At 46.8% G+C, this 26,266-nt stretch carries 25 protein-coding genes; all 25 read right to left on the reverse strand.

Features of this window, described 5'->3' with window-relative positions:
- Positions 1-6: 6 nt before the first annotated feature.
- The 25 genes from nusA to ilvC all read right to left on the reverse strand — a co-directional run bounded on the left by nusA (position 7) and on the right by ilvC (position 26,230).
- A complete protein-coding gene (gene nusA / locus AC8GFU_RS04665; protein ID WP_506625986.1) occupies positions 7-999 on the reverse strand; it encodes a transcription termination factor NusA in 993 nt (330 codons plus the stop codon).
- Entirely contained in the window at positions 999-1,469 is a 471-nt protein-coding gene (gene rimP / locus AC8GFU_RS04670; protein WP_506625987.1) for a ribosome maturation factor RimP, read from the reverse strand. The genes nusA and rimP overlap by 1 nt, the downstream gene beginning before the upstream one ends.
- A 47-nt stretch (positions 1,470-1,516) precedes the next feature.
- Complete coding sequence (locus AC8GFU_RS04675; RefSeq protein ID WP_506625988.1) at positions 1,517-2,290, reverse strand: TSUP family transporter; 774 nt, start codon at positions 2,288-2,290, stop codon at positions 1,517-1,519.
- Between the two features lie 2 nt (positions 2,291-2,292).
- A complete protein-coding gene (locus AC8GFU_RS04680; RefSeq protein WP_506625989.1) occupies positions 2,293-4,017 on the reverse strand; it encodes a proline--tRNA ligase in 1,725 nt (574 codons plus the stop codon).
- A 9-nt stretch (positions 4,018-4,026) separates the two neighbouring features.
- Complete coding sequence (ispG, locus tag AC8GFU_RS04685; protein ID WP_506625990.1) at positions 4,027-5,178, reverse strand: flavodoxin-dependent (E)-4-hydroxy-3-methylbut-2-enyl-diphosphate synthase; 1,152 nt, start codon at positions 5,176-5,178, stop codon at positions 4,027-4,029.
- 56 nt (positions 5,179-5,234) lie between these two features.
- Positions 5,235-6,380: a M50 family metallopeptidase gene (locus tag AC8GFU_RS04690; protein ID WP_506625991.1), complete on the reverse strand. Its 1,146-nt coding sequence runs from the start codon at positions 6,378-6,380 to the stop codon at positions 5,235-5,237.
- A 68-nt stretch (positions 6,381-6,448) separates the two neighbouring features.
- Complete coding sequence (gene speB / locus AC8GFU_RS04695) at positions 6,449-7,447, reverse strand: agmatinase (protein WP_506625992.1); 999 nt, start codon at positions 7,445-7,447, stop codon at positions 6,449-6,451.
- Positions 7,444-8,283, reverse strand: a complete 840-nt coding sequence (locus AC8GFU_RS04700; protein ID WP_506625993.1) for an ABC transporter permease — start codon at positions 8,281-8,283, stop codon at positions 7,444-7,446. Before AC8GFU_RS04700 ends, speB begins: the two co-directional genes overlap by 4 nt.
- Complete coding sequence (locus tag AC8GFU_RS04705; RefSeq protein WP_506625994.1) at positions 8,280-9,140, reverse strand: ABC transporter permease; 861 nt, start codon at positions 9,138-9,140, stop codon at positions 8,280-8,282. Before AC8GFU_RS04705 ends, AC8GFU_RS04700 begins: the two co-directional genes overlap by 4 nt.
- Positions 9,137-10,285 (reverse strand): ABC transporter ATP-binding protein, encoded by a 1,149-nt coding sequence (locus tag AC8GFU_RS04710; RefSeq protein WP_506625995.1) that lies wholly within the window; start codon positions 10,283-10,285, stop codon positions 9,137-9,139. The genes AC8GFU_RS04705 and AC8GFU_RS04710 overlap by 4 nt, the downstream gene beginning before the upstream one ends.
- Positions 10,285-11,463, reverse strand: a complete 1,179-nt coding sequence (locus tag AC8GFU_RS04715) for an ABC transporter substrate-binding protein (protein ID WP_506625996.1) — start codon at positions 11,461-11,463, stop codon at positions 10,285-10,287. The genes AC8GFU_RS04710 and AC8GFU_RS04715 overlap by 1 nt, the downstream gene beginning before the upstream one ends.
- A 105-nt stretch (positions 11,464-11,568) precedes the next feature.
- Positions 11,569-12,996: a gamma-aminobutyraldehyde dehydrogenase gene (locus tag AC8GFU_RS04720; protein WP_506625997.1), complete on the reverse strand. Its 1,428-nt coding sequence runs from the start codon at positions 12,994-12,996 to the stop codon at positions 11,569-11,571.
- A 44-nt stretch (positions 12,997-13,040) separates the two neighbouring features.
- Complete coding sequence (rlmN, locus tag AC8GFU_RS04725) at positions 13,041-14,171, reverse strand: dual-specificity RNA methyltransferase RlmN (RefSeq protein ID WP_506625998.1); 1,131 nt, start codon at positions 14,169-14,171, stop codon at positions 13,041-13,043.
- Complete coding sequence (locus AC8GFU_RS04730; RefSeq protein ID WP_506625999.1) at positions 14,168-15,013, reverse strand: phosphatidate cytidylyltransferase; 846 nt, start codon at positions 15,011-15,013, stop codon at positions 14,168-14,170. Before AC8GFU_RS04730 ends, rlmN begins: the two co-directional genes overlap by 4 nt.
- 11 nt (positions 15,014-15,024) lie before the next feature.
- Positions 15,025-15,588 carry a ribosome recycling factor gene (frr, locus tag AC8GFU_RS04735; RefSeq protein WP_506626000.1) on the reverse strand — a complete coding sequence of 188 codons (564 nt, stop codon included), beginning with the start codon at positions 15,586-15,588 and terminating at the stop codon, positions 15,025-15,027.
- Between the two features lie 43 nt (positions 15,589-15,631).
- Positions 15,632-16,354: a UMP kinase gene (gene pyrH, locus AC8GFU_RS04740; protein WP_506626001.1), complete on the reverse strand. Its 723-nt coding sequence runs from the start codon at positions 16,352-16,354 to the stop codon at positions 15,632-15,634.
- Positions 16,355-16,430: 76 nt separating this feature from the next.
- Entirely contained in the window at positions 16,431-17,261 is an 831-nt protein-coding gene (gene tsf / locus AC8GFU_RS04745) for a translation elongation factor Ts (protein WP_506626002.1), read from the reverse strand.
- A gap of 1 nt (position 17,262) precedes the next feature.
- Entirely contained in the window at positions 17,263-18,069 is an 807-nt protein-coding gene (gene rpsB / locus AC8GFU_RS04750; RefSeq protein WP_506626003.1) for a 30S ribosomal protein S2, read from the reverse strand.
- Positions 18,070-18,301: 232 nt separating this feature from the next.
- Positions 18,302-18,994, reverse strand: coding sequence for a polyprenol monophosphomannose synthase (locus tag AC8GFU_RS04755; RefSeq protein ID WP_506626004.1), 693 nt, complete (start codon positions 18,992-18,994; stop codon positions 18,302-18,304).
- Positions 18,991-19,905, reverse strand: coding sequence for a tyrosine recombinase XerC (locus AC8GFU_RS04760; protein ID WP_506626005.1), 915 nt, complete (start codon positions 19,903-19,905; stop codon positions 18,991-18,993). The genes AC8GFU_RS04755 and AC8GFU_RS04760 overlap by 4 nt, the downstream gene beginning before the upstream one ends.
- A 9-nt stretch (positions 19,906-19,914) precedes the next feature.
- Entirely contained in the window at positions 19,915-21,504 is a 1,590-nt protein-coding gene (gene cimA / locus AC8GFU_RS04765) for a citramalate synthase (RefSeq protein WP_506626006.1), read from the reverse strand.
- On the reverse strand, positions 21,504-22,583 hold the full coding sequence (locus tag AC8GFU_RS04770; RefSeq protein ID WP_506626007.1) for a branched-chain amino acid aminotransferase: 1,080 nt from the start codon (positions 22,581-22,583) through the stop codon (positions 21,504-21,506). Before AC8GFU_RS04770 ends, cimA begins: the two co-directional genes overlap by 1 nt.
- Before the next feature lie 2 nt (positions 22,584-22,585).
- A complete protein-coding gene (locus AC8GFU_RS04775) occupies positions 22,586-23,620 on the reverse strand; it encodes a 3-isopropylmalate dehydrogenase (RefSeq protein WP_506626008.1) in 1,035 nt (344 codons plus the stop codon).
- On the reverse strand, positions 23,620-25,212 hold the full coding sequence (gene serA, locus AC8GFU_RS04780; RefSeq protein ID WP_506626009.1) for a phosphoglycerate dehydrogenase: 1,593 nt from the start codon (positions 25,210-25,212) through the stop codon (positions 23,620-23,622). Before serA ends, AC8GFU_RS04775 begins: the two co-directional genes overlap by 1 nt.
- Complete coding sequence (gene ilvC / locus AC8GFU_RS04785) at positions 25,205-26,230, reverse strand: ketol-acid reductoisomerase (RefSeq protein WP_506627170.1); 1,026 nt, start codon at positions 26,228-26,230, stop codon at positions 25,205-25,207. Before ilvC ends, serA begins: the two co-directional genes overlap by 8 nt.
- Positions 26,231-26,266: the final 36 nt, after the last annotated feature.

Here is a 26,266-nt window from a genome sequence, read left to right on the forward strand (position 1 = left end):
ACCTTCTCATAATGCTGCGTCTGTGGGGGCGGGCACAACGGTGTCTGGATGGATATCAATACGCCATCCGGTCAAACGTGCAGCCAAACGAGCATTTTGCCCATCTTTGCCAATAGCTAGGGAAAGTTGGTAATCAGGAACAATTACCTTCGCACTGCGTGTGGCTAAATCAGTAATTTCTACCTTGCTCACCTTTGCAGGGGCAAGGGCAGCTGCAACAAATTCGGCAGGATCTTCAGACCAATCAACGATGTCAATCTTTTCGCCATGGAGTTCATCCATTACTGCACGTGCACGTGAACCCATTGGTCCGATTAAAGATCCCTTTGGACTTACACCCGCACGGTGAGTTTTGACTGCGAGCTTTGTTCGGTGACCTGCTTCGCGTGCCACAGCCATGATTTCAACAATGCGATCACCAATTTCTGGAACTTCAAATGCAAATAACTGCTTAACAAGTGCTGGGTGAGAACGAGACAACATAATCTCTGGCCCCTTTAACCCTTGCTTTACTTCAACTACAAAACACTTAATTCGATCTCCGTGGTTATACACCTCACCAGGAACCTGCTCTTGTGGCGGAATGCGACCTTCGACACGACCAAGGTTGACGTTAATCATCTTTGGATCGCGGCCTTGTTGAACAACTCCAGAAATTACATCTCCGACAGAGGCGGTGAACTCTCCAACGATTTCAGCATCATTGGTTTCACGCATTTTCATCTTAATAATCTGGCGTGCTGTAGATGTTGCTACTCTCGAAAAGCCATCGGGAGAATCCAACTCTTCACTTATGCGGGTGCCATCTTCACCAAAGACCGGAACCAGGATCTGAATTTCGCCAGTTTCGCGGTCTAAGTGTGCACGTGCATGACGCTTTGCAATATCAGTTTGGTTGTAAGCACCAAGAACGGCAATTTCAATCGCATAGATCAGCTCTTCCAGTGGAATATCTTTTTCAGTTGTTAGTGCGGCCAGCGCAGACATTTCTACATGCATTAGATCTCATCCTTACGGTTAAATTCGATCTCGACATTTGCACGTTTGATATCGGCAAAATTAACTTCATGAGTCTTCATTCGGCCCTTGATGTTCTCAATCAAGATCGCACGGTTTTCATCAAACTCAGTTAAACGACCAGATACTTCGCTGTCATCGTTAAGAACTACCTTTACGATGCGGGTTAGGTTCTTAGTCCAGTGACGCGGAAGAGTAAGTGGACGCTCAATTCCGGGTGAGGTTACTTCGAGGGTAAAAGCTTCAGTTAATAGTGGTGAATCATCAAGTAACGCAGAGATTTCTCGACTTACTACGGTGACCTCATCAAGGCTAAGCGGCTTCATGCCATCAACCATGCATGTAACGATGCGGTGATTACCAGGATTACTTGTGAATACATCTTCTAGAAAGAAGCCTGCATTTTCTACAGCAGGGCGAATTAAATCAGCAATTGAATCTTTAAGGGCCATCGGACTCTTCTTTCTATTAAGTTGTGGGGTAAGTGTAACGCGAGTATTTAGAAGGTTGCAATTCCTACCTTAATAATCAGAGCAACGGTAACAATAAGGAAGACTTTACGCACCAAAGTTGACCCGCCCTTGATGGCCAAACGCGAACCGATAATCGCTCCAGAAATATTAGCTACTCCCATGATGATTCCGATCTGCCAAATAACGGCGCCATGGATTCCAAACACAAGAATTGCACCAACATTTGTTGCAACATTGACCACCTTCGCAATTGCTGATGCGGTGATGAAGGCGTAGCCAAGGGATGCAACCAGAATTAACATCAAAAACGATCCGGTGCCAGGACCGAAAATTCCATCGTAAAACCCAATGACCGCACCTGCGATAGCGGCGATCTGAACGCGCCGCTTTGAATGGTGGCGAAGATTTTCAAACTTTCCAAGATCTGGCTTGAACCAGGTATAGATAGCAACGACTATCAACAACACCAACACCATTGGTCGCATACTGCTCGTTGGAATCTTTGAAGCAAGCACTGCTCCGCCGGCAGATCCTAAGAATGCCGGAACCCCCATTGCAATAAGTACCTTTGGGTCAGGTTTTATCTGCTTGCGATACAAGGCTGCAGCTGTTGTAGTTCCAAATACTGCCGATAACTTGTTAGTTCCAAGCACCTCTGCAGTTTCAGATTTTGGCAATCCAATTAAAAGTGCTGGAAGTTGGATTAATCCCCCGCCACCTGCAATGGAATCAACAAAGCCAGCAAAAAAAGATGCTGCAAGTAGAAAAATCCCGGTCGCTATAGAGATATCGTGAAACACAATTACTTCAGAAGTTCTGCGATCGCAGTAACTGCTTGAGTAAGTGGCACTTCTTGCTTGTCACCGCTCTTGCGAACGCGCACTTCAACATTTCCGTCAGCAAGGGCTTTTCCAACCACCACAATGATTGGGTTACCAATGAGCTCGGCATCCTTGAACTTAACCCCAGGGCTGGCATCTCGTCGATCATCCAACATCACGGTTATGCCTTGTGCTTCAAGCTCTGTTCCAAGTTTGAGCGCAGTTTCAAAGAGCAGATCATCCTTACCTGCAGCAACGATGTGAACCTTTGCTGGAGCTAACTCTGCTGGCCAATTCAGCCCGATTTCATCATGAGTTTGTTCAGCAATAGCTGCAACTGCACGAGTCACACCAATTCCGTATGAACCCATAGTGACGATTTGAGATTTTCCGTTGTGATCTAACACAGTCAGATTAAGTGCTTGTGCATATTTGCGACCCAGTTGGAAAATATGTCCAATTTCAATTGCACGATCAATTACAACAGCGGTTGCACACTCTGGGCATGCATCACCTGCGCGCACTTCAGCTGCTTCTACATATGCATCTGGTGTGAAGTCACGACCATTAACAACATTTCGGGCGTGACGATCCTTTTCATTGGCACCTGTTACCCATGATGTTCCTGGTGCAATGCGTGGATCTGCGTACACAGTAATTCCAGATTTCTTTGCATCCTGAGGTCCGATGTATCCCTTTACAAGTCCAGGGAACTTCGCAAAATCTGCTTCCTCAAATACACGTAGCTCATGAATTCCACCGATGTTTTCTTGGAAGCGCTTTAAATCAACTTCACGATCACCTGGAACCAAGACTGATACCGCTTTGTTATCGGCCATCAACATTACATTTTTCAAGGTATGTGCGCCGGTGTATCCCCCGCCGAACTTAGCGTTGAGCAATTCAACCAAAGTATCGATCGTTGGAGTATTCGGTGAATCAAATACTTCAAGTGCAGGGGTCGCTGATGAATCCTGCGCATCGACCTTTGTAACCATCGCTTCAACATTTGCGGCAAATCCACACTTAGGACATAAAACATAAGTGTCTTCACCTGTTGTACATGGCGCTAAGAACTCTTCAGATTTTGATCCACCCATTGCGCCAGACACAGCCTTAACAATGTTGTACTTCATGCCCAAGCGATCAAAGGTTTTTACATATGCATCACGGTGCTTTTGGTATGAAAGTTCAAGACCTGCATCATCAATATCAAATGAGTAAGAATCCTTCATCACAAATTCGCGTCCACGAATGATTCCACTACGAGGACGTGCCTCATCACGGAACTTTGTTTGAATCTGATAAATACTCAGCGGCAAATCCTTATAAGAGGAGTATTCGCCCTTAACCATGAGCGTAAACATCTCCTCATGTGTTGGACCTAGAAGGTAATCCCCACCTTTGCGATCTTGCAGGCGAAATAGTGACGGTCCGTACTCTTCCCAGCGATTTGTTGCTTCATAAGCATCACGTGGAAGTAGGGAAGGAAAGTTAACCTCTTGGAATCCAGCGTTATCCATCTCTTCGCGGATTACACGTTCAACATTGCGAAGTGTGATGACACCCAATGGAAGCCATGAGTAAATACCTGCAGCGATGCGGCGTACATACCCCGCACGAACTAACAACTTATGGCTTGCAACCTCAGCATCTGCTGGGTCGTCGCGAAGAGTACGCAAAAAGAGCGTAGACATTTTCAACATGTCGCTACCCTATCGAACATCAACTGAAGGTTGCCCTGAAGCAACTCCGGCGGCTTCCATTTCTTCTGCTAAACGCATAGCTTCTTCGATAAGAGTTTCAACAATCTGCGCTTCTGGAACAGTTTTGATGACCTCACCCTTAACAAAGATCTGTCCCTTGCCATTACCTGATGCAACACCAAGATCTGCCTCACGTGCTTCGCCAGGTCCATTTACTACGCAACCCATAACAGCTACGCGCAATGGCACTGTCATTCCCTGCAAACCCGCCTGAACCTTTTCAGCCAATGTGTACACATCAACTTGAGCGCGACCACATGATGGACATGAAACGATCTCAAGTTTACGTTGACGAAGGTTTAAGGATTCAAGAATTGAAATTCCAACCTTTACCTCTTCAACAGGAGGAGCTGAGAGTGAAACGCGAATAGTGTCGCCAATTCCCTCAGCTAACAAAATTGCAAAGGCGGTTGAAGATTTAATTGTTCCTTGGAAGATTGGACCAGCCTCGGTTACGCCAAGGTGCAATGGATAATCACACTTTGCAGCCAAGATTCGATAAGCGTTCACCATAGTTACTGGGTCATGATGCTTTACCGAAATTTTGATATCGGAAAAACCATGCTCTTCAAATAAAGATGCTTCCCATAATGCAGATTCTGCAAGCGCTTCTGGTGTGGCCTTTCCATACTTCTTGAGCAAACGTGGATCTAGTGATCCTGCGTTAACGCCGATGCGAATTGGAATTCCAGCATCTCCGGCGGCCTTAGCAACCTCTTTCACCTTGTCATCAAATTGCTTGATGTTGCCGGGATTAACGCGAACTGCGGCGCACCCTGCATCAATTGCAGCGAAGATGTATTTTGGCTGGAAGTGAATATCTGCGATAACTGGAATCTGAGATTTCTTTGCGATCTGCGCAAGTGCATCTGCATCATCTTGGCTAGGAACAGCAACACGAACAATCTGGCAACCAGATGCTGTTAACTCGGCGATCTGCTGCAATGTTGCGTTCACATCCGCTGTAAGAGTGGTGCACATTGATTGAACTGAAACTGGTGAATCGCTACCTACTCCTACTGAACCAACTTTGAGCTGCTTGGTCTTGCGACGGGGATGCAACGTTGCTGGAGGTGCACTTGGAATTCCTAGATCAACCATGGCTTTATTCTGCCTTACCTGAGCAAAATCCGCCGAATTAGAGCCAAATCGCTTGTTTAAAGATTGAGGGTGACGGGATTAATGACATCGGCAACAAGAAGGAGCAATGTAAGACAAGCAAGAATTACGAAAACCACCATAGTTACAGGGGTTAACACCGTCACATCAATAGCTGCTGGGCGGGGACGGCCACGAAGTCGGGCAAATACCGCACGAACTTCATCTGCGATCGCAACAGCCATATGTCCACCATCTAGTGGCAAAATTGGCAGTAAATTAAATATTCCAACAAAGATATTTAAACTCGCAACAATCAAAATAAATGTTGCTAATCGCTCAGAGATACTTAATTGGTTATCACCAACGGCTTGACCAGAAACGCGAGCAACACCAACAACACCAACCAAGCCATTGGCATCCCGCTCCTCCCCGCGAACTGTTTGACCCCATAAAGCAGGGACTTTTGATGGAAGAGCTACAAGTGATTTAGCGCTTTCAGTGACAAAGCTCTTTGTAAGGGTGAAAGCATAGGAAGCAGATTGCAGAATTCCTGAGCGTTTCATTCCGATGGTATTAACAATTCCTAATACATAACGCTTAGTGCCTTCAATATCTGTTAAACGTGGTGTGGCGGTAATTGTGAGTTGTTGGCCATCGCGATTGATTCCAAGAGTTAACTCTTTGCCTTGTGAATTTCTGATCGCTTCTACATCTTTGTACCAGCTCTTTACCTCAACACCATTGATAGAGGTAACTTCATCACCGACCTTGATGCCGGCAGCAGCTGCCGCTGAATTGCTAACGACTTCACCAATTACCGGTAGAACTTGATTTGTTCCGACACCTGCAAATAATGTGAACAAAAGTAGGTATCCGAGAACAAAATGTAAAAATGATCCCGCTCCAAGAACAACTAACTTCTTTCCTGAGCTCGCCTTGTAAAAGGCGCGATCCTCTTCGCCAGCTGGCATCTCATCATTTGGTGCCATGCCTTCAATGCGGCAGTACCCACCAGCGGGAATCGCCTTGATTCCAAACTCAGTTTCTCCGCGTTGTGTTGACCATAAACGTTTTCCAAAGCCAAGGAAAAACTCGGATATCTTCATTCCGTAATGGCGCGCAGTGAGGTAATGGCCAAACTCATGAACCATTACTGAAAAGAGCAGCGCGACAACAAAGGCCACGATTCCAAGAATTTGCATCACTTACCTATCGAGAGTTGGTGCTGATGAGTATGCACGATACCGCTGACACCTTGAGAATTTGGTAATTATCGGTCTAGAAGGTTCTGAGTGGCTGAATACACGCCACCAGATCTGCGCTTTGCGATTGCGCTGAGCGCTTCAAGGACAACGCGATTAGCAAGAATTGCAGTGATATCTGCGCTATCAAATGGAGGCGCAACTTCTACAACATCTATTCCTACAACTGGAAGTTCTAAACAGATACGGCGTACCGCTTCAAGAAGTTCGCGACTTGTCATTCCACCTGGCTCTGGAGTTCCCGTCCCTGGCGCCATTCCTGGATCAACAACATCAATATCGACAGAAAGAAAAACTCCATCGCAGCCATCGACCAAGGTTGCAAAAGATTCATCCAAAACAGCTTTTAATCCACGATGGTGAATTTCGGTCATCTCATATGAGCGCATTCCTTGATCGCGCATCCAATTAAGAGTTGCATCCTCCGGCCAATATCCACGAAGACCTAACTGTAGAAAACGATCGCCGCGAACAAATCCATTGTTAATTAAGTTGCGCATCGGAGTTCCGTGCCCAACCAAGGCTCCAAATTGATCTTCACCAGTATCGGCATGTGCATCAAAGTGGATCATTGAAACTTTGCCAAGACCGCGATGATTTGCAATACCTGCAACATCTGCTGAAGCGATTGAGTGATCTCCGCCAAGAACAACTGGAATGATTCCTGCTCGTGAAATTTTCTCAGTTGCTTCGCGCAGAACTGAAAGAGCCGCCACTAAATCTCCGCCCGGCATCATTAAATCGCCTGCATCAAAGACCTTTAAATCCTTTAGACCATCGGTACGAAGTGCAAGATGCGGACGTGATCCATCATGCGGCAGGTAATCTCCCCCGCGGATGGCTTGTGGTCCAAACTTTGCACCTGATCGATGTGATGTTCCGCTGTCGATTGGCGCACCAACAATGATTACATCCGCGCCTTCATAGCTTTTTGGATCATCTAAATCGCACGCTGGAATTCCTAAGAAGGTAAAGCTGGGGCCATACATATTGCCGTGGTTGGTCACTTAGCTACCTTTGTTTTACGGCCAACAAATTGACCTGCGATAACAATTGCTAGCGCGAGAATAAACATCGCAGACCCGATTACATTTGCCTGCGCTGGGATTCCACGAGCAGCAGAAACATAAACAAACTTAGGGAAGGTTGTTAGCGTTCCTGAGTTGAAATTAGTAATGATGAAATCATCAAAGGACAAGCTGAATGCAAGAAGTGCCGCACCTGCAATACCTGGGGCTACCAATGGGAAGGTTACGCGGCGGAAGGTTTCGAGTTCATTTGCGTAAAGATCCATCGCAGCTTGCTCAAGGCGTGGATCTAGGGATGCGATACGGGCTTTTACCGTCACAACCACAAATGAAATACAGAACATGATGTGCGCGATAACTGTTGGCCAAAATCCTGGGTTAATGTGAAACACCAAGAACATTGAAAGCAGAGAAGCTCCCAAAACAATTTCAGGTGTAGCCATTGGTAGGAAAATCAAGAGATTAGATGTAGAACGACCCTTAAATGCATAACGACCAATTGCAAAGGCAATCATCGTTCCTAAAATCGTTGAAAATGTAGTCGCTAGAAGACCAATCTTGATTGAGTTTCCAAGGGCAGAACAAACCTCTGGCGCACCACATGGATTCTTCCAGTTATTAAATGTAAAGCCCTTCCAGATGAGGTTGGACTTACCTGAATCATTAAATGAAAAGGCAAATGTGTATAAAACTGGAATGAAAAGATAAGTGAAACCAAATACCGCGTAGATGCGAATTAGATTGCGACCAAACCACCGTGAAATTCGAGCTTTAACTGGAATTGTTGGGATCGAGGCATCCTTTTGATGTGTCATACCAACTCCTCCGTTCCGGCCTTGCGAATATAAATCGTGACAAGAATCAGGATTGCAGCCATTAATGTGAATGAAAGCGCGGCAGCGGTTGGGTAATCAACGATCTTGAAGTAACGAGATTCAATAACGTTTCCGATCATCTTTGTATTTGGTGAGCCCAAAATAGCGGCATTTACATAATCACCAGCTGCTGGGATAAATGTCAGCAAAGTTCCTGCGACAACACCGGGCATTGAAAGCGGCAATGTCACCTTGCGGAAGGTAGTAATTCCATTGGCATACAGGTCGCCGGATGCTTCCATTGTGCGCGGATCAATGCGCTCTAAAGATGCGTACAAAGGCAAAGTCATAAATGGCAGGAAGTTGTAGGTCATTCCCATGACAACTGCAAAAGAAGTCGAAGTCAGAGTTGTACTTTCACTGATAATTCCGAGATTACGAAGTGTGGGAACGAAAAATCCTTCTTCACCAAGGATCTGCTTCCAAGCCACTGTACGCAACAAGAATGAAACGAAGAATGGTGCAACAACAAGAACGAGTAAAACATTTTTTAAACGTCCTGCTTTAAATGCGATTGCGTAAGCCAACGGGTAGGCGATCGCTAATGCCAAGATTGTTGCTAACAATGCAAAAACAAATGAACGGCCAAACTGCTCTTTATTTTCAGTAAATGCGTTGATGTAATTTGAAAATTGGAAGGTCTGCTCGTACTGGCCTGTATCTCCCCCAGCTAGAGGAGTCTGGGTTGAAGTCTGTGCCAGGTTTGCGATCGGCAAGACAAAGAAGGTAAAAAGAAATAGGAAACCTGGAAGCAACAACAGGTAAGGCATCTTCACCTTAGACAAGGCGTTGCTCATTCCTCGTCGAGATCCTCAGGGGTTACCTCAAGACCTGCTTCAACATCCTCATCTCCACGCAATGCAAAGGTGAAGTTTGGCTCCCAAGAAATGACAACCTCATCGCCCTTATCAAATGGTGGAACACCATCATCATTTTGCTCAAAGACCATTAGCTCTTGTCCCCAAGGCATAAGCACTTGGTACTGAGTTGAAACACCGATGTATGAAACATCTTCGATGCGACCACCAGTAAGAATATTTCCGCGAGTTGGGGTCCCAACTAAAGAAATGCGGAACTTTTCTGGGCGAATACCTGCATACATTGATTTATCAACTGCATGACTGCGGTTCTTTGGCATTGAAATCTTTTGACCAAATAGATCAACTACAAGGTTGTCGCCATCTGTGCCTTCAATGCGACCCTTGATCAAGTTTGATTGACCCAAGAAGTTGGCAACAAATGCTGTCTCTGGATTGTCATAGAGATCTGCAGGAGATCCCATCTGCTCAATCTCGCCCTCGTTCATAACTGCGATCGTGTCAGCCATTGTCATGGCCTCTTCTTGATCATGTGTTACGTGGACGAAGGTCAATCCAACTTCGCGCTGAATCCACTTGAGCTCGATCTGCATCTGACGACGCAGTTTCAGATCAAGTGCACCCAATGGCTCATCAAGAAGCAACAAAGCTGGGCGGTTAACAATTGCGCGGGCAAGTGCGATGCGCTGTTGCTGACCACCCGATAGCTGTGTCGGCTTACGTTGTGCCAAATGTGGAAGCTCAACTAATTCAAGAACCTTGTTTACATCTGCTGTTACATCTTTAATGCCGCGTCGACGCAGACCGAATGCAATATTTTCAAAGATTGTTAAATGTGGAAACAGTGCATAGTTCTGGAAAACGGTATTAATTGGTCGTTGGTATGGACGCTTTGTGGTGATGTCGGTAGCACCTAAATGAATGCTTCCAACAGTCGGCTCTTCAAGACCTGCAATCATTCGAAGAGTTGTTGTCTTTCCACATCCTGATGGTCCGAGCAATGCAAAGAATGAGCCTTCAGGGATGGTTAATGAAAGATCATTAACTGCCGTGAAATCACCGTACGACTTTGTAATGCGAGTAAGACGTAGATCTCCTCGCGTTGCAGATGAAACGTCCGCCACTAGTTTCCGGCTGCCTTCTGGAACGCTTCGCCCCAAGAAGTCTCTTCAGCAGGAGTCAATGAACGGAAAACGCTCAAGTTCTTTGATGTTGCTGCATCAGGGAAGATGAATGGACTACTTGCCAATTCAGGAGCAATCTTTTCCATCTCAGCTTGTGCGCCCTTAACAGGACATACGTAGTTCACATATGCAGCAACTTCAGCTGCAATTGCTGGCTCGTAGTAGAAGTTGATCAACTTCTCAGCATTTGCCTTTCCTTCTGCGGATGCTGTTGAAGGAATCATCATGTTGTCACCTGAAATAGTTCCGCCTGACTCAGGGATTGCGAAGTCAAACTTTCCTTCATTTTCAGATTTCAAAATAAACATATCGCCAGACCAGCCAATTACAGCTGTTGCATCACCTGATGTGAGGTCCTCTGCGTATTCATTGCCCTTTACGCCGCGAATCCAGCCATCGCTAATCTTCTTAGCCATGAAATCAACTGCGTTCATGAACTGATCTTCAGTAACTGTCTGAAGGTTTACGCCTTGCGAGCGCAAGATGATACCGATTGTGTCGCGCATTTCTGAGAGAACAACGATCTTTCCCTTGTTCTGTGGAGCAAACAGTTCATCAAGCGTGTGAATTCCCTTTGGATTCTTAGCTGTGTTCCAACCAAAACCGGACATGATTCCCTGCCATGTCAGTGATTGCTCACGGTTTGGATCAAATGATGGTGATGCAAGTGAATCAAGAATGTTCACCTTGTTAGGAATATTTGCTGCATCAAACTTTTGTGTGTAGCCAAGACGGATCCAGCGAGCTGCCATCCAGTCAGTTGGTGTAACAAGGTCGTAACCAATATCTTCGCCAAGCTTTAACTGCGCTTGAACTTTTCCAAAGAACTCATCGTTGTCGTTGTAATCTTCAAAGTACTTTGCCGTGATTCCAGATTCCTTTGAAAACTTTTCTAGTGTTGGGTACTTCTTTGTCTTCTCGTCGTAATCAAGGTACAACGGCCAGTTACCCCAACGAACGGTGTTCTTATCTCCAGCAGAAGATGAACCTCCGCCACCACAAGCAGCTAATAATCCTGCTGCACCTAAACCACCTGCGCCTGCGAGTACTCCGCGGCGAGAAACCATTGCACCTAATACTGAACGCGCTTCTGGTGAGAGTGAACTTTCTTTTGACATACTGATTTACTCCTTAAGGGTTAAGCACAAGCTAGTTGTCGGATTACCGAGCCTCAAGCTTTCTGTGGGTAGTGGGCGGATAGGTCTAACGAACAGGGGGAAATACTACGCCCCAAGATTAGTCATCACATGCTTGATTCGGGTGTAGTCCTCGAAGCCGTAACTAGAGAGATCTTTGCCATATCCGGAGCGCTTGAATCCTCCATGAGGCATTTCAGCAACCAGCGGAATGTGGGTATTGATCCAGACGCAGCCGAAGTCAAAGGCCTTAGCCATTCGCATCGCGGTTCCGTGGTTGGCGGTCCACACGCTTGAAGCCAATCCATATTCGACGCCATTGGCCATGGAGACCGCTTGAGCCTCATCGCTGAACTTCTGAACTGTAATTACCGGCCCGAAGATCTCCTTCTGGATCAGCTCATCATCCTGGCGCAGGCCAGCAACAACGGTTGCAGGGAAGAAGAAACCTGGGCGATCAAGTGCGCTTCCGCCGGCCATCACCTGGGCATGAGCTGGAACTCGTGACAGTAGATCTGACACGCGGGTCAGTTGATTAGCGTTGTTTACCGGTCCTAGGAAAACATCCTCATCGGCAGGTGCACCGATAGCAATCTGCTTTGCTTGCTCCGTAATGAGAGCAACAAACTCGTCATACACAGAGTCTTGAACAATTACTCGGGTTGCTGCCGTGCAATCTTGACCTGCATTGAAGTAACCCGCGATCGCAATCGCTTCTGCCGCCGCCGCTAAATCTGCATCTGCAAATACAACAACTGGTGCTTTACCACCAAGCTCAAGGTGAACTCGCTTAACCTGCTTTGCTGCAGATTCAGCAACCTGAATACCTGCACCAACTGAACCTGTAATTGAAACCATATCTGGACGTGCGTGGTTAACAAGTGATGCACCTGTTTCGCGCTCGCCGCACACAACATTGAAAACACCTGCTGGTAAAAACTCTGACATCAAATTTGCCATCCATACAGTTGATGCAGGAGTTGTATCACTTGGCTTTAGAACAACGGTGTTACCTGCAGCAATAGCTGGTGCCCACTTCCACACCGCCATCATCATTGGATAGTTCCACGGAGTTACCTGACCGATTACTCCAACAGGTTCGCGACGAATCATTGATGTCATTCCTGGCATGTACTCACCAGCTGATTTTCCTTCAAGATTTCGTGCCGCACCTGCAAAGAAGCGAATCTGATCAACCATTGGTGGAACTTCTTCGGAAGTTGTTAGCGAAATAGGTTTTCCTGTATTTTCACATTCGATACCAATAACCTCTTCGGCGCGCTCTTCAATCGCATCGGCGATCTTCAACAAAGCACGTTGACGTTGCGATGGTGTTGAATCGCGCCAATCAACAAATGCATCACTTGCCGCTTTAAATGCTGCATCAATATCAGCTGCATTTGATTTAGGAGCGGTGGCAAAGGGCTGCCCTGTCGCTGGATTTACAAGTGTTGTTGTTTCGCCAGAGGATGAATCGACTGACTTACCATTGATGAAGTTACTAAGCTTTTTCATGTGCAAGAGCCTAGCAATTACGCCTTAATCTAACTAGCCAAGAATTAGGCTGACGGGGAAGCCTTTTCTGCTGCCGCTAGCTGGCCACATGCACCATCGATTTCACGACCACGGGTATCGCGAACAGTTACTGGAACCCCGTAACTTTCGAGGATTCTGACAAACTCGGCTTCATCTTCGCGGCGGGACGCGGTCCACTTGGAACCCGGAGTTGGGTTAAGTGGAATCAGATTTACGTGCGCGTTGCGGTTTTTCAGTAAGCGCCCCAATAGATCTGAACGCCACGATTGATCATTAATATCGCGGATCAGGGCGTACTCGATTGAATATCGGCGGCCTGTCTTCTTTTCGTAAGCATCTGCTGCAGCCAATACTTCGCGAACATTAAATCGATTGTTGATTGGCACCAAGGAATCACGTAGTTCGTCATCTGGCGTGTGAAGCGAAACAGCTAAAGTGCAGTTGATTCCTTCATCCATCAGCTTTTCAATACCGTTAACAAGACCAACAGTTGAAACCACTACTGAGCGAGCAGAGATGCCAAGTCCGTCAGGGTTTGGTTCAGTGATATTGCGAAGTGTGCGAACGACCGCGTTGTAGTTAGCAAGCGGTTCGCCCATACCCATGAAAACAATATTTGAAAGTCGAGTTGGCCCACCCGGTAGTTCACCATTTGCACACACGCGCGCTGCGGCAACGATTTGATCTGTAATTTCAGCAGCTGAAAGGTTGCGAGTTAATCCCGCTTGCCCAGTTGCGCAGAATGGACAGTTCATTCCGCAACCTGCTTGAGATGAAATACAAACTGTTGCGCGATCTGTGTAGCGCATTAAAACGCTCTCAACTAATACTCCATCGTGCAACTTCCATAAATCTTTACGGGTCATTCCGTTATCTGTAGTACGCGTTGTAACTAATTCGATCATCTTTGGAGTCAGTGCTTCAGCGATACTGCTGCGCTCTGCTGCAGGAATATCAGTCCACTCATCAGGATTATTAGATAGGTGCGAGAAGTAGTGATTTGCTACCTGTGAAGCACGGAAGGGTTGAAATCCAAGCTCTTTAGCAAAGGCTTTGCGATCTGCAGGTGAGAAATCAGCTAGATGCTTCGGTGCCTTCTTGCGTTGAACAGGCTCATCGAAAACTAGCTTTACTTCAGGAACTTGGCCGCTCATAGGTAACGCTTCACAAGTTCAAGTGCCAACCACATGGCAGGGGCTGATAAAACTACAGAATCTAAGCGATCCAACATTCCGCCATGTCCCGGAAGCAGTGAGCCCATATCCTTCAAACTCATGTCGCGCTTCATGGCGCTTTCAATTAAGTCTCCACAGGTAGCGGTGAAAACAATCATCAAACCAACGATGATTCCGATCCACCAGTGCATATCCATGATGTATTTAAAGGCTAGGCAGCCACCGACAACTGTAAATACAGTTGAACCAGCAAGGCCTTCCCATGTTTTCTTAGGAGAAATTGTTGGAACCAAGGGGTGCTTTCCAAATAGAACTCCAACGATGTAACCAAAGGTGTCGTTGCAACCAACTAAAACCATAAAGGTCATTACGCGCTGAAAACCAGTGCTTGGAATTGCGAGCAAGATTAAAAAGCCTGCAAGAAATGGCAGGTAGAGCAATGCGAATGTTGTTCCAGTTGCCTTGGCCACAAATCCTTCTGGGCCTTGAATTAATGCACGAATGAGTAGAAGTGGGAATGCAATAGCTGTTGCAATTGCAAGACCTGCAACTCCCCCATTCCAGGCGGCATATGAAAGTCCAATTGTCGCTAACGCTAATCCATTAAATGAGACAGTAATCGAATGCGCAGCGAATGCTCGAACGATTTCGCGAACACCAAGTACAACGGCAATTGCCACCACAATTGCGAAAATTTCGCGCTGGTAAGAAAGTGCAAACCACACTAATCCAATCAATGACAAACCAACGCCAATAGAAGGCAGAAGCTTTCGCCCTGCTTTCTTATTGATCGCTTCGTTTATCGAATGTAGATCGGACATAAGTGAACCCCTTAAACCTCGAGGAGTTCGACCTCCTTGTGCTTGAGAAGCTCATCTACCTTTGCAACATGATCTGCAGTGATTTTTTCAAGCTCTTTTTCGCCACGTGCTAAATCATCTTTACCGATATCGCCATCTTTTTCCATCTTTTCCATCGCTTCTTTTGCAGCGCGACGGATATTTCGCATAGAAATCTTTGAATCCTCTGCCTTGCCCTTAACAACCTTGATGTACTCCTTGCGGCGTTCTTCAGTCAGTTGTGGGAAGTTAACGCGTATAACAACGCCATCATTTCCTGGGTTTACACCTAGATCTGATTCGCGAATCGCCTTTTCAATTGAAGCCATGGCGCCCTTATCAAATGGAGCGATAATCGCCATGCGTGCTTCTGGAACCTGGATAGATGCCAATTGCGACAGTGATGTGTACGTACCGTAGTAATCAACCATCACCTTGTTAAACAATGATGGGTGCGCACGACCTGTGCGGATTGAAGCAAAGTCATCCTTTGCAACCTCAACCGCTTTATTCATCTTAGTTTCAGCGTCCTTCAGGGCGCTTGCTACATCTGCCATGGTCTGTGCTCCTCTAACTACTTCTTAATACACAACTCATCGCTTATGCGACGAGAGTTCCAATTGTTTCGCCACGTACTGCGCGAGCGATATTTCCATTTTTCATTAGATCAAATACAACGATCGGTAACTTGTTTTCGCGGCACAGTGCAAAAGCTGCAGCATCTGCAACTGCAAGTGACTTAGAAAGTACTTCGTCGTATGAAATTGTGTCGTACTTAGTTGCTGCGGGATCCTTCTTTGGATCTGCGCTGTACACGCCATCAACACCGCTCTTTGCTAGCAACAGTGCTTCTGCACCGATTTCAAGTGCGCGCTGTGCTGAAACAGTATCTGTTGTAAAGAATGGCATTCCTGCACCTGCACCAAAAATAACTACGCGACCCTTTTCAAGGTGACGGATTGCGCGCAATGGAATGTATGGCTCTGCAACCTGTCCCATAGTGATCGCGGTTTGAACGCGGGTTGCTACACCCTCTTTTTCTAGGAAATCTTGAAGTGCTAGACAGTTCATAACTGTTCCGAGCATTCCCATGTAGTCGGCGCGAGAACGATCCATGCCGCGCTGTGAAAGCTCTGCTCCGCGGAAGTAATTACCGCCTCCAACAACGATCGCTACCTGCACGCCGCTGCGAGCTACATCTGCAATTTGCTTAGCGATATCTTGAACAACATCGGGATCAACACCAATGCCCTTTGCTCCACCAAAAACTTCTCCAGAAAGTTTAAGGAGCACTCTCCGATACGTTCCTCTTGTACCGGGCATGAGTGCTCCTTAATCTTCTAGGTTTTTAGGCCATTAATTACTGGATGAACTAAGTCTAAGCGATCAGACCTTGTCCTTATTGACCCACGCGGAAGCGATGGAACGCCTTAACAGCTGTTCCAGCCTCATCGAGGATCTGCTTTACAGTCTTCTTTGCATCCTTAGCGAATGACTGCTCGATCAAGGAAACTTCCTTAACGAAACCGGTCACGCGGCCTTCGATGATCTTTGAAAGTGAAGCCTCGGGCTTACCCTCTTCGCGCGCTGTCTCTTCTGCGATACGGCGCTCGTTCTCGATCAAATCAGCTGGAACATCTTCACGATTAACAAACTGCGGAGCAAATGCTGCAATGTGCTGTGCGATGTCCTTGCCAACTTCAGCTGCATCCTTAACAAGTTCAACCAATACACCAACTTGTGGTGGTAGATCTGGGCTTGTACGGTGCAAGTAAATTCCAACTGGTGAATCCTTGATTACTGCAATGCGACGAACTTCAATCTTTTCGCCCATAGTTGCATTTGCCTCATCAACAGTTGCCTGAACGGTGTTGCCGTTAGACATTGTTGAAGCAAGGAACGCCTCTAGAGAATCAGACTGTGCGTTTTGTAGATGTGCAAGAAGCTCATCTGCAAGTGCAACAAATCGCTCGCCCTTTGCAACGAAATCTGTTTCGCAGTTCAGTTCAAGCATTACGCCAAGGTTGCCCTCGACCTTTGCAACAACTGCACCATTTGAAGTTAGACGACCTTCGCGCTTTGTAATGCCCTTAAGTCCCTTAACACGAATGATGTCTAGCGCCTTGTTGTAGTCGCCTTCTGCTTCATCCAAAGCCTTCTTGCAATCCAGCATTCCTGCTGCAGTTGCTTCGCGAAGCTTCTTTACATCTTCAGCTGTGTAGTTAGCCAATTTATGCCTCCGGTGTTGTTGGTGCCGCTGCTGAACCGTCGAGAATTTCCTTCTCCCAATCAGCTAATGGCTCGCCCGCAGCAACAGCTGGAGCATCACTCTTTGTTTCAGCCTTAACATTTGCAGAACGTGCCTGAAGGCCAGCTGCAATTGCATCTGTGATAACGCGAGTTAGCAAGTCGATTGAACGAATTGCATCATCGTTACCAGGAATCTTGTAATCAACCTCATCTGGATCGCAGTTTGTATCCAAGATTGCGATAACTGGAATACCAAGCTTCTTCGCTTCCTGAACTGCAAGGTGTTCCTTCTTTGTATCTACAACCCAAATTGCTGAAGGCAACTTAGTCATGTTGCGGATACCGTCAAGGTTCTTAAATAGTTTTTCGCGTTCGCGACGTAGAACAAGAAGCTCCTTCTTTGTAAGAAGTAGATCGTTCTTCTCTTCAAGAGCTTCTAGCTCCTTCAGACGCTGAATACGCTTGTACACAGTTGGGAAGTTAGTAAGCATTCCGCCCAACCAACGCTCAGTCACTGTTGGCATTCCAACGCGTGCTGCGTGATTGATGATTGGCATATGTGCTTGCTTCTTTGTTCCAACGAACAAAACGTGGCCACCCTTAGCAACAGTGTCCTTAACAAATTCATACGCTGAATCGATAAGTGCAAGTGATTGCTGGATGTCGATGATGTAGATGCCATTGCGCTCTGTGAAAATAAAGCGCTTCATCTTTGGGTTCCATCGACGAGTCTGGTGTCCGAAGTGGACTCCGCTGTCGAGGAGCTCTCGCATTGTTACAACTGCCATGACGGCATACTCCTTCTTAGGTTTTTTCTGCGCAGCAGAAGAAAACCCGCTCGGTTTATGGCCAAACAATTTGTTGGGCCCGTCGCACTCAAAATCACCGACCACAATTTCTTGTGGACCGAGGTGGTTGTGCCGACCTAAGTCAGTGAGTGCTGAGATGTCACATCGATTATTCGGACGACCGAAAAGATCAACATGCAGGGGAAATCCTACCTGAGCGTGAGCGCAGAAATTACCGCCCGATTAGGCGCAAAGCTCCCCATGCAGTGATCCGAAGCACCGCTTCTAGCGCGATGGCGAAGGACATTTTGCTTACCCCATGGGCTCGTTCGATAAAGGTGATTGGAATTTCAGCAACAGATCCCCCACGAGTAATGGCCCTGCGGGTCATCTCAATCTGAAAGCAATACCCCTCGCTGCGAATCGTTGAGATCTCCATTTTTCGCAAGAGCTCAGATGTATAAATTCGAAACCCTGAAGTTGTGTCCTTAATACCCAAGGAAAGAAGAACATTTGCATACCGGTTTGCAGATTTCGATAAGTTTTCGCGGAACTTGCTCCAATTAGCAACTCCACCATCCTTTACATATCGAGAACCGATTAATACATCCGCACTGCCAATCCATTCCATCATCTTTTGCAAATCACTTACCTGGTGAGAACCATCGGCATCCATTTGAATCACATAGGTGTAGCCACGTTCAAGTGCGATTGAAAAACCAGTTCTGTACGCGCTGCCTAAACCTTGTTTTCCTTCGCGCTCAATTACCTCAATGCCATGCGTGCGAATGATTGATGCCGTTCCATCGGGCGAACCATCATCAATGACAAGGACATCACAATCCAAAAGCTTGAGCGAGGAAAGAAGTTCTCCGATGCTTTGTGCCTCGTTATAAGTAGGTATGACTACAAGTGCAGATCTCATGCGCGTGGATGCGCCTGCTTGAACGCTTTTTGTAAGCGCTCAGTTGATACGTGGGTATAAATCTGTGTTGTTGCTAAAGATGCATGGCCCAAAATTTCTTGCACCGTGCGCAAATCCGCACCGCCCTCTAATAAATGGGTCGCAGCTGAATGTCGCAACGCGTGTGGACCCATTCGTTCGATTCCTTCAATTGCTTGCAGGGCGTTGTACACAACGGTTCGAACTGTGCGTTGATCGATTCGTTTTCCACGAGCGCCTAAGAAAACTGCGTTAGCCGACTGTGCGTTTTTTAAAGAATCCCGCGCATCCTTTAGGTAGGCATTAAGAGCACGCATCGCCGGGTTTCCTAGCGGAATTGTGCGCTCCTTATTTCCCTTACCTAAAACCCGAATCGTTTGTCGATCGTAATCAACATCGCCTAAGTCCAAACCACATAGTTCGGCAACACGTGCACCCGATGCGTACAACATTTCAACCATCGCAACATCGCGCAATGAAATTGGGGTTTCTTCTTCGGCAGCCCTTGTTGCAAGTGAATCCATTGCCACCTTTGCATCGGCAATTTCTAAGACTTCAGGCAAGGTGCGATGTCCTTTTGGTGTTGCCAATGTTGCTGCAACATCCTTTGCTAAATACTTATTTTTAACCGCCCATTTTGTAAATAAGCGAACTGAAACCGCTCTGCGCGAAAGTGTTGTGCGCGCTCCCCCTTTAACTTGCTGATTTGCAAGCCAGGAACGAAGGTGAATAAGTTCTAATTGCGAGATATCTGCAACCCCAATATTTTGTAGGTGATCAACAAGACTTTCAAGATCACCGATATAGGCACGAATGGTGTGAACGGAAAGTGATCGTTCAACTTCTAAGTGGCGAGTAAAAGCTGCAATCAGCTTTTCATAATTTTCGCTCACGTAAAGAGTTTACTCGGGCTTGCGTCCTTGGCGTAGTAGGCCAAAGGTGACCGCATCTTCAAGAGCCATCGCTGAGGCTGCAATAACGTTTTCATGAACACCAACAGTGTTCCATTCACCCTTGCCATCGCTAGTTTCAACCAGAACGCGTGTAACCGCACCTGTTCCAAGACGACCTTCAAGAATACGAACCTTGTAATCGGTTAGTTCGAGAGATGAAAGCTCTGGATACAACTTCAACAGGCCTGTGCGAAGCGCGTTATCAAATGCGTTAACCGGACCATTACCTTCACCATTACATGTGATCTCTTGACCCATTGCTGTAACAGTGACCTCAGCCTTTGTTGTAATACTTTGATCCGCAGCACGAACTACAGATGTAACCCAGTGATTGATAGTAAAGAATGATGGACGCTTTCCTGACATCTCTTCATGAACCAACAGTTCAAATGAAGCATCTGCAGCCTCAAAGGTAAATCCGCGTGATTCCATTTCTTTTACGCGATCAACGATGCGACCGATTAGCTCTTTATCTCCACCAAGATCTACGCCTAGCTCTTGTGATTTCAATTCGATTGAAGCGCGGCCGGCCATATCTGAAACCAACATACGCATATCGTTTCCGACAGATGATGGATCTTCGTGTTGATACAACGATGGATCGACCTTAATCGCACTTGCATGCAATCCAGCCTTATGAGCAAATGCTGATACGCCTACATATGGTTGACGTGAACTTGGGGCGACATTTGTAACTTCAGCTACTGCGTGTGAAATTCTGAAAGCTTCGCGAAGTGAATCTGGAGGAAGCACTAACTGCTTCTTCTTAAGCTCTAGGTTGGCAATGATTGTTACTAGGTCGGCGTTACCTGTGCGCTCACCGTATCCATTCAATGTTCCCTGAACGTGTGTGGCTCCAGCAGCAACTGCTGCCATTGAGTTTGCAACTGCACACCCTGTGTCGTTGTGGCAATGAATACCTAAACGAGCGCTACTTGCAGTTAAAACATCATGAACTACCTGTGAAAGTTCATCTGGCAACATGCCACCATTGGTATCGCACAGTGCAATTACATCTGCACCTGCTTCTGCGGCAACGCGAACAACTTCAAGTGCGTATGCGCGATTGCTGCGGTAGCCATCAAAGAAGTGCTCCGCATCAAGAAATACACGCTGGCCCTCTTGAATTAAGTGAGTCACAGAGTCGCGGATCATTGCAAGGTTTTCATCCAGCGTTGTCTTAAGTGCAAGATCAACATGGCGATCAAAAGCCTTTGCGACAAGTGTTACAGCAGGGGCACCGCTATCGCGAAGCGCTCCAAGTAAAACATCATCTGCAGCTTTTGCATTTGGACGACGAGTTGCACCGAAAGCAACAAAAGTTGCGTTCTTTAGTTTTAACTCTTTTTTAGCAAGCGCGAAGAATTCGGTGTCCTTTGGATTTGCCCCTGGCCAACCACCTTCAATAAAGCCAACACCTAAATCATCAAGGTGGCGCGCAATATTGAGCTTGTCATGAACAGAAAGATTTAGACCCTCTTGCTGTGCCCCATCGCGCAGGGTTGTGTCGTAGATATGGAATGCATCATTAACTGGCATTACTTAACCGCACTCATCCAGTTGTGCTTGTCTGCAATTGTGCCGTGCTGAATTCCAAGTAAGTGATTGCGGATCTGCATAGTGATCGTTCCTGGCTGACCATCACCAGTTACCCAGGTACCCATTGCACTCTTTGCCTGACCAACTGGAGAAACAACTGCTGCGGTTCCGCATGCAAAAATTTCAGTGATCTCACCTGATGTAACTCCATCACGCCAATCATCGATAGATAACATCACTTCATCAACCTTGTAGCCAAGATCTGCGGCAACTGACAAAATTGAATCGCGCGTGATTCCAGGCAATAAAGTTCCAGTTAGCTTTGGAGTAATAACGGTTGCATCTGCGCCTTTTCCCTTTACGAAGTAAAGGTTCATGCCGCCCATCTCTTCAATCCACTTACGCTCTTTGGCATCGATCCATACAACCTGATCGCAACCTTCTTTTGCTGCAGCTTTTTGTGCAACCAAAGATGCTGCGTAATTTCCGCCGCACTTAGCCTCGCCTGTTCCACCTTGAGCTGCGCGAACATACTCTGTTGAGATCCATACAGAAACAGCCTTTGATGGATCAAAGTAAGCACCCGCTGGTGTTGCAATAAGAAGGTACGTTGCCTTATTTGTTGGGCGCACACCTAAACCGACCTCAGTTGCGATCATAAATGGGCGGATGTACAACGACTCCCCCACCTTGTTTGGAACCCAGCCTGCATCTTGCTTCACAAGTGCTTCTACTGTTTCCATAAATAATTCAACTGGCATTTCAGGCAAAGCTAAACGCTTTGCAGAGTTAGCAAAACGCTTTGCATTTGCCGTTGGACGGAACAATCCAATTGATCCATCAGGTTGGCGGTACGCCTTCATTCCTTCAAAGATCTCTTGGCCGTAATGAAACACAGCTGTTGCAGGGTCTAATGAGATTGGTCCGTACGGCATGAGGTGAGGTTCGCCCCAACCATCCGCTTCACTCCATTCGCACATCACCATGTGATCGGTGTAGTACTTTCCAAAACCACCTTCAGCAACTAGCGCATCACGCGTCGCTGCATCTTTAGCGTTGGGATTAAGAGTGATCTTCATGATTACAGAGCGCTTGCTAGCGCATCTCCAATTTCAGTAGTGCTTCGCTTCTTGTCTCCACGAGTTGCAAGATCTGCAGCAACTACTCGCTCAACATCGCGGGCAGCATCTGTTAGTCCTAAGTGATCAAGCATCATGGCAACCGACATTACTGTTGCAGTTGGGTCAGCTAAATTCTTTCCAGCGATATCTGGTGCTGAACCATGAACGGGCTCAAACATAGATGGGAACTTGCCGGTTGGGTTGATGTTTCCAGAGGCAGCAAGACCAATTCCGCCACAAATCGCAGCTGCGATATCGGTAAGGATGTCTCCGAAAAGGTTATCTGTTACAACAACATCAAAACGATCTGGATTAGTTACAAAGAACATAGAAGCGGCATCAACATGTAAATAATCAGTTGTGATCGCTGGGTATTCCTTTGCGACCTCGTTGAATGTACGAGTCCATAATCCGCCAGCACGTGTAAGCACATTGTTCTTATGTACAAGTGTTAACTTCTTGCGTTCACGCTTTGAAGCACGCTCAAAAGCATCACGGATTACACGCTCTGCCCCTCGACGAGTATTAAGGCTTTCCTCTGTTGCAATCTCTGCATCAGTACCTTCAGCAAGTACTCCACCAGCACCAACATATGGGCCTTCTGTACCTTCGCGAACAACAACAAAATCAATTGGAGCCTTAGTAGCAAGAGGTCCAGTAACACCAGGCATTAATCGAGCCGGACGCAGATTGATGTAGTGATCAAAGGCAAAGCGAAGCTTTAGTAAAAGTCCGCGCTCTAAAACTCCACTTGGAACCGTTGGATCTCCAACTGCGCCCAGCAAAATTACATCTGCCTTAGCAAGATCTGCCAATGTTGCATCAGGCAGAACTTCACCTGTGCGATGCCAAAACGCTGCACCAAGATCGTAAGAAGTTTTCTTGAATTCAACTCCGTACTTCTTCGCAACAACATCTAGAACCTTGAGGCCTTCACCAACAACCTCAGGGCCAATTCCATCGCCTGCAATTACAGCTAAATTAATTGTTGTCATTACCCCACCAAAGTTACGGAGCGAACTAGATCTGCTCCTGTTTCCTTTTTGATTGCCGTAGTTAGTTCGTCACTGATTTGTGAATCAACGGTGATCGCCATTAGCGCTTCTCCGCCAGCTGCACTTCGTGCAACCTGCATGCCCGCGATGTTTAGGCCAGCTTTTCCAAGTGCGTTACCGACAGCGCCAACAACACCTGGCTTGTCTGAGTAACGAAGGAACAAAAGATTTTCAGTTGGTGGAAGATCAAGATCAAAACCATCAATTGCAATGATCTTCTCAACCTTGCGAATTCCCATCAGAGTTCCATCAACAGTGACAATCTTTCCGTCAGCAAGTGCTGCGCGAAGAGAGATCATGCTGCGGTACTCAGGGCTTTCTGGATCTGTAGTTACAGATGAGGTAACTCCACGCTCTGCAGCAAGTGCTGGTGCATTTACGTAAGTAACATCTGAAAGTCCGCATCCAAGTAATGCACCCTTTAGAGCGCTTGTTGCAAGGATTGATGAATCGTGGCCAGAAATATCGCCCTTAACAGTCAGATCCATACTTACTGGAGCTTCTCCTGCGATCGCAGTTGCGATCTGAGCCATCTTCTCTACTAAAGGCAGGCTTGGACGAATCTCTTCGTGGATTGCTCCGCCCTTTACGTTAACCGCATCTGGAACAAGCTCGCCTGCAAGTGCTTTACGCACTGACACAGCAACAGCAATACCTGCACGCTCTTGAGCTTCATCTGTTGATGCACCCAAGTGAGGTGTTGCTACAACTTGATCCAAAGTAAATAGTGGTGAGTCTGTGCATGGTTCTGTTGAGAACACATCAAGACCAGCTCCTGCAACACGTCCTTCAGTGATTGCATCAAACAATGCAGCCTCATCAAGCACGCCACCACGAGCGGCATTAATGATGCGAACAGAAGGCTTAACCTTCTTCAGCGCTTCTACGCCGATTAGGTTTGCAGTTTCCTTTGTCTTTGGAAGGTGAATGGTGATGAAATCTGAAATCTTAAGAAGTTCATCAAGTTCAACTAAACGAACACCAAGTTGTGCAGCACGCGCTGGCTGTAGGTATGGATCGTAAGCAACTACATCCATTCCAAATGCCTGCATGCGGTGCGCAACTAATTGTCCGATGCGACCAAAGCCAACAATTCCAAGTGTCTTTTCAAAGATCTCAGCGCCTGTGTACTTTGAACGTGCCCACTTTCCATTACGCAATGCTGCGTGTGCTGGAGAGATGAAACGTGCAGAAGCCATCAACAATGAGATTGCTAATTCAGCTGCAGAAACAATGTTTGATGTAGGTGCATTAACAACCATGACACCAGCAGCTGTTGCTGCAGGAATATCAACGTTATCAAGACCAACACCAGCACGGGCAATAACCTTTAGGCCCTTTGCTGCTGCAATCGCTTCTGAATCCATCTTTGTTGCAGAACGAATCAAAACCGCATCTACACCTTTAGCAAGTGCTGCAAGAAGTTCTGCACGGTTTGCACCATCGCAGTTAACAACTTCAAAATCAGGACCTAGTGCTTCAAGTGTTGCAGGGCTGAGCTCTTCAGCGATTAAAACAATAGGTTTAGCCACGCGCTGCGCTGCCTTCCTTGTAATCGTCGCCCTTTGACTGCTTCATCCAAGAGAACATCTTGCGGAGTTCGCGGCCAACAGCCTCGATTGGGTGTGTCTCTCCCTTAGCGCGAAGTGACTTAAATTCAGGTGCTCCAGCCTCTTGGTCATCGATGAAGCGCTTTGCAAATGCTCCGCTTTGGATATCTGCAAGAACTGCCTTCATGTTTTCCTTAACGCGTGGATCAATAACGCGTGGACCAGAAACATAATCACCGAACTCAGCTGTGTCAGAAACTGACCAACGCTGCTTTGCAATTCCGCCTTCGTACATAAGGTCAACGATCAACTTAAGTTCGTGCAAGCACTCGAAGTATGCAACCTCTGGCTGGTATCCAGCTTCAGTTAGTGTTTCGAATCCGTACATAACTAGCTGTGATGCTCCACCACAAAGTACTGACTGCTCACCAAATAGATCTGTTTCAGTCTCTTCAGTAAATGTTGTAAGAATTCCGCCTGCGCGTAATCCGCCGATTGCCTTTGCATATGAAAGTGTCAATGGCCATGCGTTTCCTGTTGCATCTTGCTCAACTGCAACAATTACTGGAACTCCGCGACCTGCTGCGTACTCACGACGCACAAGGTGTCCTGGGCCCTTTGGAGCAACCATGCAAACATCAACTGATGCTGATGGCTTGATGTAACCGAAGCGAATGTTGAATCCGTGTCCGAAGAACAATGCATCGCCATCTTTTAGGTTAGGCAAAATTGAATCTGTGTAGATGTGGCGTTGTAGGTGATCTGGCGCCAAGATCATGATGACAGTTGATTCCTTAACAGCTTCAGCAACACTTACAACACGTAGGCCTTCTGCTTCTGCCTTCGCGCGTGATGGTGAACCGTCTTTTAGTCCAACTCGAACATCGACACCGCTATCACGCAAGTTAAGTGCGTGTGCATGTCCTTGTGAGCCGTAACCGATGATCGCGACTTTGCGACCCTGGATGATTGATAGATCAGCATCCTCTTCGTGATACATCGTTGCTGCCACGGTATTTCTCCATTCGCCTTATGT

It is taken from the genome of Planktophila warneckei (SeqCode) (assembly GCF_965234675.1).
GTDB lineage: Bacteria > Actinomycetota > Actinomycetes > Nanopelagicales > Nanopelagicaceae > Planktophila > Planktophila warneckei.